Genomic DNA, 13,441 nt, shown 5'->3' with positions numbered 1-13,441 from the left:
GCAGACGACTGATCCGTGGTTCACCCGCTCGATGCTCTCGGTGATCGGATCGCTTCGCCGCGTTCGGACCGCCTGACGCGGACGCTCCCGCTGGTGGTCGCGCTCCTCGGGGGCCTCGTCGTCTTCGTCTTCGCCAGCGACCTGTTCGCCTACCACTCGGTGAACGACGACGAGGGCGTCTACCTCCTGCAGGCCGCGATGCTCCTCGACGGGCACCTGTTTCTCCGACCCGGCGAGTTCGGACTCGCGGTCCGCCCGTGGTTCTTCGTCGTCGACGAGACGGCGGCGGTCGCGGACGCCGGTGCCGTCGGCGGTCCGGGCAGTGCCGACCTCCGACTGTACTCGAAGTACTCGCCGGGCGCACCCGCGATGTTCGCACTCGGGAAACTGGTCGGCGACGCACACCTCGCACTGGCGGGCGTCGCGTGCGGGACGACCTACTTCACGTACCGTCTGACCGCCGACTTCACCGACCGAGTGACGGGACTCGTCGCGGGCCTCCTGTTGGTCGGGACGCCGCTGTTCCTCCTCACCTCGTCGGTGTTCCTGTCGTACGCGCCGGCGACGGTCCTGAACCTCGCCTTCGCGGTCTGTTACGTCCGGGCAGTGCGGCACAGACATCGCGGCTGGGCGCTGGCGGCCGGGGTCGCCGTCGGCCTGGCGTTCTTCACGCGACAGTACACCGCCGTCCTGTTCGCGCTTCCGTTCGTGAGCCACCGGTGTTGGGCGCTGTGGCGTGCGTGGCGCGTGCGGCGTGGTGGGCGCTCCAGTGCCGACGCCGGCGGCGGAGCGGGGAACGACCGGTTCCGCGAGACGCTCGTCCTCTCGCTCGCTATCGCGGTGCCCGGACTGGCGTTCGTCGCACTTACCCTGGGCTACAACGCGGTCGTGACGGGCGACGCGCTGACGTTCCCCTACAAAGCCTTCGGGCCGGAGGACGGGATCGGCTTCGGCGAGCGTGAACTGCTCGGCTACGATCGGAACTACACCCCCGCACTGGCGGCCTCGGCGACACTCGCCGCACTCGCGGAACTCGGGGGCGAGTGGACCGTGGCCGCGCCACTGGGCACCGGTCTCGCGCTGGTCGGTGCCGGGTGGTTCCTCCTGCGGGACGTGGTCCGAGCACGTCGTGGCCCCGGCCGTCTCGGGGAGTCTGTCGGCGGCGACGAAACGGTCGGCGACCACCTGCCCGCAGAGACGCTCGGCCTGCTGCTCCTCGGACTGGTGCCGACGGTCGTCCTCGGGAACGCCTACTTCTGGGGGACGCTGAACGGCCTGACGAACGGACTGATCGACCTGCTGGGGCCGTACTACCACTTCGACCTGCTGCTGCCGCTGTCGGCGTTCGGAGCCGTCGCACTCGTCCGGGGGTGGCGCGGACTGCGGAGCGCGCTCTACACGCGATACGACCGCCGGACTGCCACCGCCGGTCTGCTCGCGGTCCTGCTCGTCTCTGCGCCGGTGCTGGCGGTCGCCGAGTCGCGGGCGGTCGGCGACCCGGTCGCGGAGAACCGCCTGCGAACCGAGAACCTGGCGACGACCTACGAACCGATCCGCGAGACGGACTTCGACCGCGCGGTCGTGCTGACGGCCGACCCCTACGGCGACTGGCAACAGCACCCCTTCCAGTATCTCCGGAACGACCCCGGTTTCGACGGGCCGGTCGTCTACGCCACCGAGGACGACCCCGAGCGTGATCTGCGCGTGTTGACCGCGACGAACCGGACGCCCTACCGGTTCACGTATCAAGGCGACTGGACCGGCGCGACGACGCCAGTCGAGTCGACACTCCAGCGACTGCGGGTCGTCTCGGGGGAGTCCGTCTCGGCCGAGACGACGCTGGGTGTGCCCGACGGGATGCGGGCAGTCTCGATCCGACTGGCGAGCGACGACGGGAGTGCTCGCTACGAGACCCTGCGCGTGGGTGACGGCTCGAACGGGACCGGGAGTGTCGGCGACACGAACGCGATCACGGTCCGGTGGCAGGTGACGCCCGAGTCGGTGCGGGTGACGAACGTCCCGCCGGCGACCGATCCGGGGTCGGTGGGTGTCCCGACGCCGGCGGGTGCGAGCGAGGTCGACCTGATCGTGACCTTCGTGGACGGCGCTGGCGGGAGCGTCACCTACCGCCAGACGGTGACGGTCGGCACGCAGGCGGCTACAGACGGTGAGACCGAGCGGTCGGTCCAGGTCGTCTGGCCGCCGGAGACGGTCGTCTGTGAGTTGACGACCGACTGTGGCTCCGAGGAGCGGTGGGTTGGTCCCGAGGGTGACTATCCAGACGGTGTCGGAGTGGCGACGAACGCGACTGCGACAGCGTAGGAGGTGCGGTCGCGGGCAGCACGTCGTGCCGGTGATCGCGACAACTTCGGGACGGCCCGCGACGATCACCACACCGCAGACCGCGACGGGATCGTTACTCGTCGCGCCTTCCCCCGGACGACCGCACCCACACAGCACCACGCGAAGCAGTTGTCGTCTCACCACCTCGATCCCGACAGACTTTCACCACGTCTAAGCCCCGACCGCGAGAACATCGACAGGACCCGTCATGAACGCGATCAAGGACAGTGTCCACGACTACGTGACTCTCGGGCCGGTCGCGCAGGACCTGCTGGACACCCACGCCGTCCAGCGACTCCGGCACGTCAAACAGCTCTCGACCGTCCGCCTCGTCTACCCCTCCGCGAACCACACTCGGTTCGAGCACTCGCTGGGCGTCTACCACCTCGCCTGCCGAGCACTCGATCACATGGACATCGCGGGCGACCGGGCCGAACACGTCCGGGCCGCCGCCCTCCTCCACGACATCGGGCACGGTCCCTACGGCCACCAGACCGAGGAGGTCATCATGCGCCACACCGGGACCCACCACGACGAGATCGGCGACCTCCTCCACGCGACAGAGACCGGGACAGTGCTCGAAGCCCACGGCCTCGACCCCGACCGCGTCGCCCGCATCGTGCGCGGCGAGGGGGAACTGGGGCAACTCGTCTCGGGGGAACTGGACGTGGACCGGATGGACTACCTCGTCCGAGACGCCCACCACACCGGCGTCCCCTACGGCACTATCGACCACGGCCGCCTCGTCCGCGAACTGCGCTACCGCGACGGGACACTCGTCTTGGAGGAGGGGAACGTTCAGACCGCCGAGAGCCTCCTCCTCGCGCGGGCACTGATGAACGCGACCGTCTACCGCCACCACGTCTCCCGCATCGCGGGCGCGATGCTCAAACGCGCGGCCGAGCGACTCCTGGCTAGCGAGTCGGCCGAAACCGACATCCAACAGTTCCGTCGGATGGCCGACCACGACCTGCTGGTCGCCCTGCGCGAGTACGTCCCGGATCTCGGTGCCCGTATCGAACGCAGGGACCTCTACAAGCGGGCGGTGTGGGCCGGTCTCGATTCGGTCCCACCGGCGGTCGTCGACCTCGGCCACGAGGACGCCCGGCAGGCCGAACGCGAGATCGCCGACGCCGCCGGCCTCCAGTCACACGAGGTCATCGTGGACGCCCCGACCCGACCGGGGATCAAGGAGTCGAACACCCGCGTCGTGGTCGGCGGCGAGGTCGTGCGCCTCGACTCGGCCTCGGAACTCGTTTCCGCCCTGCGCGCCGGCGAGCGTGCCCAGTGGCGACTCGGCGTCTACTGTCCCGCCGAGGCGACCGGAGCGGTCCACGAGGCGGCCTGTGACCTGCTGGAACTGCCCGGCGAGCGCGTGAGGCCGACCGGGTGAGCCAGCAGATCGCGCCGCCGGAGCGGCTCTCGCCCGGTGGGCCGCCGACGGCGTCCGGTGCGCGTGTGCGACGGTTTTTATCCCAGAAGGCGCAAGTCGGCGTATGACGACGATCAAGGACAGCGTCCACGACCACATCGAGGTCGCGGGCGTGGCCGAGGCACTCCTCGACACCTCGGCCGTCCAGCGCCTCCGCCACGTCAAGCAGTTGGGGACCGTCCAACTCGTCTACCCCTCTGCGAACCACACTCGGTTCGAGCACTCACTCGGCGTCTACCACCTCGCGGACCGGGCGCTCGGCCACCTCGGCGTCGAGGGGACCGAGGCCGAACGCGTCCGGGCCGCCGCACTCCTCCACGACGTGGGCCACGGTCCCTACAGCCACAACATCGAGTCGCTCACCCACCGCCACACCGGCAAGTACCACGACGACGTGGGCGGACTGCTCACTCAGGGCGAGGTCGGGGACGTGCTCCGCGACCACGGGCTCGATCCGAGGCGAGTCGCCGGACTCGTGGCCGGCGAGGGCCAGTACGGCCAACTCGTCTCGGGCGAGTTGGACGTGGACCGGATGGACTACCTCGTCCGGGACGCCCACCACACCGGCGTCCCCTACGGCACTATCGACCACGGCCGCCTCGTCCGCGAGTTGGTCTTCGTGGACGGCGAACTCGTCCTGGACGAGGGGAACGTCCAGACCGCCGAGAGCCTCCTCTTGGCTCGCGCGCTGATGAACCCGACCGTCTACCAGCACCACGTCGCCCGCATCTCGAAGGCGATGCTCCGCCGGGCGAGCGAGCGACTGCTCGACGCCCCGGACATCAGCGCAGAGCAACTCCGTCGGATGGACGACCACGAACTGCTCGTCGCGCTCCGTCGGACCGAGACGACCGGCGACTTCGCCGATCGCCTGCGCACCCGGAGCCTCTACAAGCGCGCGGTCTGGGCCGAGATACGCGACGTGCCGAGCGAGGTCTTCGAGATGAGCCACGACGAGATCAGGGCAGTCGAACAGGACGTCGCCGACGACCTCGGTCTCGCCGTGGACGACGTGATCGTGGACGTCCCGCCGAAGCCGTCGATGACGGAGTCCTCCTCGCGGGTGATGGTGAACGGCGAGATCCGCCGACTCGAAGACCAGTCGCCACTCGTCGGTGCGCTCAGGACCGCCCAGCAGAACCAGTGGCGACTCGGCGTCTACTGCCCGCCGGAGGAGACCGACCGGGTGGGCGACGTCGCCGCAGACGCCCTCGGCCTGGACGTGGACGGCGCACTCGTCAGCACCGTCAGCCACAGCGTCCACGCGACCTTGGACGAGTTCAACTGAGAGGGATACGTTCTCGCTGGCATCGGTGAACCTGCGATAGCACTGAAAGGCTGACTGCGACAGATACTGCGACCACGACAACACTGCGACAGCTACTGTTGCGAGCGCACCTCTGCCACGACCGCACCAGCACGGCACCGCGACAGCGACCACATCCGCCACCACAACCGCACCGCGACAGCGACCACATCCGCCACCACAACCGCACCGCGACAGCGACCACATCCGCCACCACAACCGCACCGCGACAGCAACAGCAGACGGCACCACACCTCGGTCCTCCCCAGCCTCGGGCTTCTCTCCACACCGCCCGAAGCCCTCCCTCGCGCACGTTGCTCGCGCGCGCCGACCGCGACGACACCGGGACGGCGACGACACCGGGTCTTCGACCCCGATGGAGCCGGAGCGTTCGACTGCCTGTCGGGAGTTCGTGACCGAGTGTCGGGGGTTTCAAGACCGGCGGTCGTCCACAGTCGGACGATGCAGATCGAGGGGACGCTACTCCGGGGGCGCTCGTTCGAGGCGGTCGAGGGGCGCGTGACCGTCGACGACGGCGAGATCGTCGCGGTCGAGGAACGACCGACCGACAGCGACCGGATCGTGCTCCCGGCGTTCGTCAACGCACACACCCACATCGGCGACTCGATCGCGAAAGAGGCGGGCGGCGACCTCTCGCTGGACGACCTCGTCGCGCCGCCGGACGGGTTGAAACACCGCCTGCTCGGGGCGGCCGACACCGACTCGAAGGTGCGGGCGATGGCGCGGTCGCTCGCCTACATGGAGTCGACCGGCACCGCCGCGTTCGTCGAGTTCCGCGAGGGCGGCGTCGAGGGCGTCGAAGCCCTCCGATCCGCCCTGTCCGGCCGTGAGATCGAGCCAGTGATCCTCGGCAGAGAGACCGTCGGGGCGATGGAAGCCAGCGACGGGTTCGGTGCCAGCGGCGCGCGCGACGACGAGTTCGGCCGGGAGCGCAACGCGACGCGCGAGGCCGGGAAACTGTTCGGCATCCACGCCGGGGAGCGCGACTCGTCGGACATCAACCCCGCGATGGACCTCGATCCCGACTTTCTCGTCCACATGGTCCACCCCGAACCACTCCACCTCCAGCGACTGGCCGACACCGAGACGCCGGTCGTCGTCTGCCCGCGCTCGAACCTCGTGACGGACGTCGGCCTGCCGCCGGTCGCCGACCTCGCGGAGCGGACGACCGTCGCGCTCGGCACGGACAACGTGATGCTCAACAGCCCCTCGCTGTTCCGCGAGATGGAGTTCACCGCCAAGTTGTGTGACGTGAGCGCCCGCGACGTCCTCCGGATGGCGACGATCAACGGCGCAGAACTGGCCGGGGTGAACTGCGGGCTGCTCGCAGAGGGGTACGACGCGAAGTTGCTCGTTCTCGACGGCGACTCCGACAACCTCGCGGGCGCACAGGACCTCGTTCGGGCGGTCGTCCGCCGGGCCGGGCAGGCCGACGTACAGCGCGTGATCCGCTGATCCGGTGACCGACGTGGGACCGCTCGGTCCGCCCGCCAAAGGGAAACGCTTTTTCGCCAGACAGACCGACTGACGGGCATATGAGTGACGGGGACGACGAGACGCCTGCCGACGACGGGGAGGCGTCCGAGACGACGGAGATCACCGTCGACAGCCTCGACGAGCGCCTCGAATCAGCCGAGAGCGCGCTCGCCGACGCCGAGACAGAGAGCGACCTCGACACCGTCGAGGGTGTCCTCGACGACATCGAGAGCGACATCGAGTCGGCCGAGCTACCCGAACCGGACGACGAGGACGAGGAGGCCCCGGCGGAGTCGTTGACCGACCGCCTGTCGGGACTGCGCGACGACCTCGAAGCCCAGCGCGGGCCGTACGCCGAGGACGTGATCGACGACATCGAGTCGTCGGTCTCGAAGATCGAGGACACCCGCTGGACCGAGCAGGGCGCAGACGAGATCGCCGACGCCGTGGCCGAGTTCGCCGAGGCCGCCGGCGAGATTCTCGACGGCGACTTCGCCCCACAGGGCCACGACGAAGAGTCCCTGGTCGCCGCGCTCGATTCGGTCGCCACGACGGTCGAGGCGGCCGGTCTCGACCCCGACGAGGACGACGAGACCATCGCCGCCCTGCTGGAGGCGACCGACGCGCTCTCCACCGGGCTGGAAGACGCCCAAGAGTGGGACGACCTGGAGACCAACGAGCAGTTGATGGCCGAGGGGTTCTACGACGTGCTGGGCCACTTCAAGGACTTCCCGGTCGAGTGGTCTGCGCTGAAGGAGTGGGAACAGCGTTCCCGCCCCGACATGGTGCTGCTCGCGCTGAACAGCCTCCAGTCGGACTTCATGGAGCGGCACTGTCTGGAGACGTTCCAGCGGATGGGCCAGGCCGCCAAGACCGAGGCGGTCGTCGACCAGATGCTCCAGCGTGCCGGCAAGCGAGACAAGCCGGCGATCCGCATCCTCGGGAAGATGGCCGCCGAGGAGGCCGTCGAGACCCTCGTGGAGTACGTGGACGCCGACAAGGACCCACAGCTCCAGAAGGTCACGTTCAAGGCGCTCGGCGAGATCGGCGACGAGGCCGCGACCCAGCCCATCGCCGACAAACTCGACAGCGACAACCCGATCATCCGGAGTCAGGCCGCCCGCGCGCTCGGTCTGCTGGGCGACACGCGGGCCGTCGATCCCCTCTCGGACGTCCTCGCGGACGACGAGGAGGACACCGTCCGCACCAGCGCGGCGTGGGCGCTCCGCCAGATCGGCACCGAGACCGCACTGGAAGCGGCCGCCGAGTACACCGGCGACCGCGCGTACAACGTCCAGATGGAAGCCGAGTCGGCCAGCGAGGCGCTGGACGCCGGTACCCCAACTGCGTAGGTCCGCACGGGTTCTCGACGTCCGCCGTCGGACGACCGACCCGACACGAGTCTTTTTGAGGGAGGCCGGGACCACCCCGTCCCGTGTCCGACAGGCGCGACCGACCGAGGAGCAGTCTCGTCACCTGTCTCCTCGTCGGCTGTCTGCTGGTGACTGCGATTAGCAGTGGCGTCGCCCTCGGTCCTGCCCTCGCCGTCTCCGCCGACGCGACCCGCGACACCGCCAGCCCTCGGATCGTCGCCGTCTACCCGAACCCCGTGACCGACGAGGATCGCGGCGAGTTCGTCGTCGTGGACACCGCCGGCGCTGCGAACCTCACGCTGTCGGACGGGGAGTCGTCGGTGTCGGTCTCCGCGCCGAACCGGTCGGCGACGGCGAGCGTTTCGACGCCGAGCAACACGACGCTCGTCGCGGTCAGTTCCGACCCCGAAGTCGCCCGAAACCGGACCGAGTATCCCGTCGTCGCCGGCGGCCTCGCACTGTCGAACGCCGGGGAGACGTTGACGCTGAGTCACGGAAACGTCACACTCGACACGATCAGCTACCCCGACGCGCCTGAGGGAGAACGCTGGCTGACGAGCGCCGCCAGCGGCGAGTCCGATCGCCAGCAGACCGAACCCGGTCACTGGCGACCGTTCGGCTACGAGCCACGAGGTGTCCACACCTACGGCGAGACGAACGCGACGGCCTTCGTGCTTCCCGACGCGGCCGGCGTCCCGGTCGAGACCCTGCGAGGTGCCGAGGATCGAATCCTCCTCGCGGGCTACACGCTCTCCTCGGAGCGCGTCGCCGACGCACTCCTCGCCGCCCACGACCGAGGCGTCGAGGTCGAGGTCCTGGTGGACGACGCGCCGGTCGGCGGTATCGGTGGTCGGGAGGCGGCAGTCCTCGACAGGCTGTCGTCGGCAGGCATCTCGGTCGAGGTGATCGGCACCGACCCGGCGCGGTTCGACTTCCACCACCCGAAGTACGCGGTCGTCGACGACGCGGCACTCGTCACCAGCGAGAACTGGAAGCCGGCCGGCACCGGCGGCAACGGCAGTCGTGGCTGGGGGGTCCGCGTCGACTCCTCCGCAGTCGCGGCCGACCTCGCCGGGTTGTTCCGGAACGACAGCGCCGGTCGTGACACGACTGACTGGCAGACCGAACGGGCGGGCGAGGTCTACGAGTCGGAGAACGCGACGACCGGCGAGTACCCGACACGCTTCCAACCGACCGGGTACCGCGTCGAACGGGTTCGCGTCCTCACCGCGCCGGGCAACGCGGAGTCGGCGGTCGTCGGCATCGTGGACTCGGCCGAGGAGTCGGTCGAGGTCATCCAGCCCGCAATCGGCGGTCGCCACCAGCCGTTTCTCCGGGCGACCGTCCGGGCGGCCGGGCGCGGCGTCGAGGTTCGCATCCTGCTGTCGAGTGTGTGGTACAGCGAGGAGGAGAACGAGCGGTTGGTGTCGTGGCTGAACCGCATCGCCGAGGAGCGCGGGTTGTCGTTGACCGCGAGGCTCGCCGACCCCGGTGGCCGCTACGAGAAGATTCACACGAAGGGATTGATCGTGGACGACGAGACGGTCGTCGTCGGCAGTCTCAACTGGAACAACAACTCCGCGCGCGAGAACCGCGAGGTGGCGGTCGCACTGGACGATCCCGAGACGGCGCGGTACTACCGTCGGACCTTCGACGCCGACTGGCAGGGTGGCGGCTCCGACCGCCTGCCGGTCGGACTGGTTGCGGCCGTGGCGCTGGCGGTCGTGATCGCCTTGCTGGTCGCTCGACGGGAAGTCGAGTTCGAGGACGAGAGTGACAGCGGTATCGAGGACGACCGCGAGATCGAGTGGCCGTGAGTCGGGACCGTGTCCTCGGCTGTCAGATCCGCTGACTCAGTCGTCGAGTGTCGCGGTACTCGACAGTTCCTCGTCGAGGTCCGCGTCGGCCATCTTCTCCACGAGGGCGTCGATCACGTCACCCCGCCGACCCTTGACGAACTTGATCGAACCGACGACGAGGTGACCGCCGCCGGAGACGCCGCCGCCCGGAATCTCGTCGTTCAGTTCCGTCACCATGTTCGGGATGTCGAGCCGAACGCCGTCGGATCTGAGGACCGCGAAGTCCGGCCCGTAGCCGATGGTGATGACCGGTTCGCCGGTCTCCTGCACCTTCCGGTCGTGGAGCTGTCCGGTCGTCTTCCCCGGCGCGGGGTAGGTGAACCGGTGGGCGAACTCGTCCACGTCGATCCGGTAGAGGTGCGCACCGGAGGCCAGCATCTCGTGTTCGACGTGCGGTTCGACGGCGTCGAGTTGCCGGTCCACGTCGCGCTGGGCGCGCGTCGAGAGGAACTCCACGAGTTCCTCGTGGCGGGCCTCGTCGTCACAGCCGACGTTCAACACGTCGTTGACCATCGACTTGCCGTCGTCGTAGCGGAGCCAGTGGGCCGCGTAGTCCAGCGCCTCGCCGATGTCTTCGAGGTCTGCGCGGTCGTACCCCTCGGCCTCGGCGAGTGCGACGTAGTCGTGCATCGCCTCGGCCTTCGAGCGGTCCGAGAGGCCGGCGACCGCCGGGACGTGCCGCAGATCGTCCGTGATCTCGGGGTCGATCATCCGGGCGAGTTCGACACACATCATCCCGGTCGTGATCCGGTAGTCCTCGTCGTAGAGGTACGGGTTGACGTGGGCGTCCAGCAGGTCGTTCACCGCGTCCGGGTCGGGGTGGTGGTGGTCGACGACCGCGATGGGGATGTCGTAGTGCGCGAGGTTCTGGTAGGCCGGCACGTCCTCCTCGGTCGAGCCGTTGTCCACCATCAGCAGGAACGGGAGCTTCTGCCCGTGCCGCGCCTGTCCGCCGAGCGCGAAGTTCAGGTCGCGGGTCACGTCCTCCATCTCGTAGAACGGGGCCTTGCTCGGCAGTCGCTTGAACAGGTGTCGGGGCGCGTCCGGGTCCTCGTGGACCTCGGCGATGAAGTTCTCCAGCGCCATCTGTACCGGGACCGACGCACACATGCCGTCGCCGTCGGCGTGGTGCCGGACGCGGAGCGGGCGACCCTCCAGCACGGTCCGGCGGAGTAGCCGGGCGACCTCCTGTAAGTCGTCGTGGAGTTTGGCGAAGGCGTCCCACTCGACGAGCGGTTCGGGCGTCGCCGGTTCGGCGCGCTCTGCGAGGGCGGCGTCCAGTCGTTCCTCGGCTTCCTCGGCTGTCTCGTCGGTCAGGAGCGTCAGATCGTCGACTTCGATCTGGAGTGCTCCCTCGTGCTCCTCGGCGTCGCCCGCGACGCGGACGAGGTCGTCGAGTTCGACGTCGGGATACGCGCGGACACCGGCCTCCTCGAAGGCGGCACAGGCGACGATGCCCGTCTCGTCGGCGACGTGGAAGATGGTCGGCCCGCCGGTCTGTTTGATCTGGACGACGCGCCCCTCGATCGTCGCGGTGTCGCCGGTGCCGAGCGTCTCGACCGGCGTCAGCGCGATCTCGTGGTCGACGACCTCGGTCCGGTAGTCGTCGGAGTCGACGACGCCGAACGCGATGTCGCCGTTGTCTTTCACTTCGACCAGTTCGACGATCAGGCGATCACCCACGTCGTACGAGCGGTCGAGGTTCGACTCGTGGACCAGCCCCGAGACGTGATCGGAGATGTCGACGAAGACGCCGTACTCCACGACGCCGTTGACGACGGCGTGGTACTGCTCGCCGACGGACGCGTCCTCCAGCGTACAGTCCGGTGCGAGATCGTAGACGACAGGACGGGAATCCCCCGCGCCGGAATCTCCGGCTTCCGTATCGGTCATGTCTGTCACGAGTCGGTCGCCGGTGTTAAGTCTTGCAATACGCCTGCGAGCAGGACGCAGGGGCCCCGACCAGTGGCACGCCACGACGTGTCGCCGACTCGCTCGTTGGGGTTCCGGAACCCTTAGAAGGCGACGCGACTCACGTTTTCACATGGGTCTGTTCCGGTCGAACCGGGTGATCGGCATCGCGGCCGACACCCTCGACTTCGCGCTCGACGCCTCCGAGGACACCCACCCCAACGAGTACATGGGCTTTCTCCGGGGCGAGCGCGCACGCAGAGTCGGTATCGACCGCGACGGACTGGTCGTCACCGACATCCTCGTGATTCCGGGCACCGAGTCGAACCCGATGTCGGCGACGGTCAAGTCCAACATGATCCCGAACGACATGAAGGCGGTCGGCTCGGTCCACTCGCACCCGAACGGCGTCCTGAAGCCCTCCGACGCCGACCTCGCCACGTTCGGCTCCGGCGAGGTCCACATCATCATCGGCTACCCCTACCGCCGGTCGGACTGGCAGGCGTTCGACCGTGACGGCGAGGAACGCGAACTGGACGTGTTGGACGCCGACCTCCCGGACGCGGACACGTTCTTCGACTTCACGCAGGCGGACATCGACAAGGAGCTCCGAGACGAATGAGACGCGACGACAGCAGGGACACAGACGAGACGGCGGAGGCGAGTGGCGTGGAATCGGTGGCGTCGTCCGGCGACGACACGACGACCGTCATCGCGCAGGGCACCTTCGACATCCTCCACCCCGGACACCTCCACTACCTGACCGACGCCGCGTCGATGGGTGACGAACTCCACGTCATCGTCGCTCGGCGGTCGAACGTCACCCACAAGGCCCCGCCGATCCTCCCCGACCGCCAGCGGCGGGACATGGTCGCCGCACTCGATCCGGTGGACGAGGCCCACCTCGGCCACCCCGAGGACATCTTCGTCCCCATCGAGCGCATCCAACCGGACCTGATCGTCCTCGGGTTCGACCAGCACCACGACGACGACGCCATCCGAGGGGCACTCGCCGACCGAGGCATCGACTGTGCGGTCCGCCGAGCCTCGGCGCGTGAGCCCCGCTACGAGGGCGAACTGCTCTCGACCGGCCGGATCGTCGACCGGATTCTCGACGAACGCGGTTGACGCCAACACAACGCCGAAGTTCCACGCCCGAGACCACCCGATATGGAACTCGACGACACCGACCGGGCCATCCTCGACATCCTCCAGTCGAACGCGCGGACACCCTTCTCGGAGATCGCTCGACGGATCGACATGTCGAGCGCGACGGTCCACGACCGCGTCGGTCGGCTGGAAGACGCGGGCGTCATCCGGGGCTACCACGCCGACGTCGACCCCGGTGCGGTCGGACTCGGCGCGTCGGCCATCGTCGGACTCCGGATCGAACAGGGGCAGGAGCGGGAGGCGCTCGACGCCCTCCGGGAGTTCGAGGGCGTCCACGAGGTCCACCTGACGACCGGCGAGTGGGACGTGATGCTCCGGGTGTTCGCCGAGGACACCGACGGCCTCCGGGAGTTGATGTTCGACCACATCGCCCAACTCGACGGGTTCGCCCGGTCGCAGACGATGGTGATCCTCGGCACCGAGTACGAGGCGGAGGGGTTGCCGATTTTGGACGACGACGCGGAGTGAGAGCCACCGCCGCTGTTGTCGCACGGCGAGAGACACGCGACCGAACCGACAGGCCGAGACACACGAGACCGGAACCCTGAAA

10 protein-coding genes are annotated in these 13,441 nt (G+C 68.8%); 9 read left to right on the top strand and 1 reads right to left on the bottom strand.

Annotation, left to right across the window (positions count from 1 at the left end):
* Nucleotides 1-15 precede the first annotated feature (15 nt).
* The 6 genes from LI337_RS19080 (at nt 16) to LI337_RS19055 (ending at nt 9,768) form a co-directional block, all read left to right on the top strand.
* Complete coding sequence (locus tag LI337_RS19080) at nt 16-2,322, top strand: ArnT family glycosyltransferase (RefSeq protein ID WP_227231524.1); 2,307 nt, start codon at nt 16-18, stop codon at nt 2,320-2,322.
* A gap of 229 nt (nt 2,323-2,551) precedes the next feature.
* On the top strand, nt 2,552-3,736 hold the full coding sequence (locus LI337_RS19075) for an HD domain-containing protein (RefSeq protein WP_227231523.1): 1,185 nt from the start codon (nt 2,552-2,554) through the stop codon (nt 3,734-3,736).
* 103 nt (nt 3,737-3,839) lie between these two features.
* Nucleotides 3,840-5,063 (top strand): HD domain-containing protein, encoded by a 1,224-nt coding sequence (locus LI337_RS19070; RefSeq protein WP_227231522.1) that lies wholly within the window; start codon nt 3,840-3,842, stop codon nt 5,061-5,063.
* Nucleotides 5,064-5,543: 480 nt separating this feature from the next.
* Nucleotides 5,544-6,557: an amidohydrolase family protein gene (locus LI337_RS19065; protein WP_227231521.1), complete on the top strand. Its 1,014-nt coding sequence runs from the start codon at nt 5,544-5,546 to the stop codon at nt 6,555-6,557.
* Between the two features lie 80 nt (nt 6,558-6,637).
* Nucleotides 6,638-7,930, top strand: coding sequence for a HEAT repeat domain-containing protein (locus LI337_RS19060; protein WP_227231520.1), 1,293 nt, complete (start codon nt 6,638-6,640; stop codon nt 7,928-7,930).
* A gap of 83 nt (nt 7,931-8,013) precedes the next feature.
* Nucleotides 8,014-9,768 carry a phospholipase D-like domain-containing protein gene (locus LI337_RS19055; protein WP_227231519.1) on the top strand — a complete coding sequence of 585 codons (1,755 nt, stop codon included), beginning with the start codon at nt 8,014-8,016 and terminating at the stop codon, nt 9,766-9,768.
* Nucleotides 9,769-9,804: 36 nt separating this feature from the next.
* Here LI337_RS19055 and han read toward each other — a convergent pair whose 3' ends face one another.
* Nucleotides 9,805-11,703 (bottom strand): Hef-associated nuclease, encoded by a 1,899-nt coding sequence (gene han / locus LI337_RS19050; RefSeq protein WP_227231518.1) that lies wholly within the window; start codon nt 11,701-11,703, stop codon nt 9,805-9,807.
* A 151-nt stretch (nt 11,704-11,854) separates the two neighbouring features.
* Between han and LI337_RS19045 the strand changes: the two genes are divergently transcribed.
* From LI337_RS19045 to LI337_RS19035, 3 genes are read left to right on the top strand one after another with little or no spacing between them, the layout of a single operon-like run.
* Nucleotides 11,855-12,343 carry a Mov34/MPN/PAD-1 family protein gene (locus tag LI337_RS19045; RefSeq protein WP_227231517.1) on the top strand — a complete coding sequence of 163 codons (489 nt, stop codon included), beginning with the start codon at nt 11,855-11,857 and terminating at the stop codon, nt 12,341-12,343.
* Entirely contained in the window at nt 12,340-12,849 is a 510-nt protein-coding gene (locus tag LI337_RS19040) for an FAD synthase family protein (RefSeq protein ID WP_227231516.1), read from the top strand. The genes LI337_RS19045 and LI337_RS19040 overlap by 4 nt, the downstream gene beginning before the upstream one ends.
* Nucleotides 12,850-12,891: 42 nt before the next feature.
* Nucleotides 12,892-13,359 (top strand): Lrp/AsnC family transcriptional regulator, encoded by a 468-nt coding sequence (locus LI337_RS19035; RefSeq protein ID WP_227231515.1) that lies wholly within the window; start codon nt 12,892-12,894, stop codon nt 13,357-13,359.
* The last annotated feature ends 82 nt before the right edge of the window (nt 13,360-13,441 follow it).

Source organism: Salinirubrum litoreum, from assembly GCF_020567425.1.
Lineage (GTDB): Archaea > Halobacteriota > Halobacteria > Halobacteriales > Haloferacaceae > Salinirubrum > Salinirubrum litoreum.
This window is presented reverse-complemented; position numbering and strand designations above follow the sequence as displayed.

What these genes read in the sequence shown, in the direction of transcription:
- LI337_RS19075 (WP_227231523.1), top strand. Translation starts at nt 2,552, where the DNA reads ATGAACGCGATCAAGGACAGTGTCCACGACTACGTGACTCTCGGGCCG.
- LI337_RS19070 (WP_227231522.1), top strand. Translation starts at nt 3,840, where the DNA reads ATGACGACGATCAAGGACAGCGTCCACGACCACATCGAGGTCGCGGGC.
- LI337_RS19065 (WP_227231521.1), top strand. Translation starts at nt 5,544, where the DNA reads ATGCAGATCGAGGGGACGCTACTCCGGGGGCGCTCGTTCGAGGCGGTC.
- LI337_RS19060 (WP_227231520.1), top strand. Translation starts at nt 6,638, where the DNA reads ATGAGTGACGGGGACGACGAGACGCCTGCCGACGACGGGGAGGCGTCC.
- han (WP_227231518.1), bottom strand. Translation starts at nt 11,703, where the DNA reads ATGACCGATACGGAAGCCGGAGATTCCGGCGCGGGGGATTCCCGTCCT.
- LI337_RS19045 (WP_227231517.1), top strand. Translation starts at nt 11,855, where the DNA reads ATGGGTCTGTTCCGGTCGAACCGGGTGATCGGCATCGCGGCCGACACC.
- LI337_RS19040 (WP_227231516.1), top strand. Translation starts at nt 12,340, where the DNA reads ATGAGACGCGACGACAGCAGGGACACAGACGAGACGGCGGAGGCGAGT.
- LI337_RS19035 (WP_227231515.1), top strand. Translation starts at nt 12,892, where the DNA reads ATGGAACTCGACGACACCGACCGGGCCATCCTCGACATCCTCCAGTCG.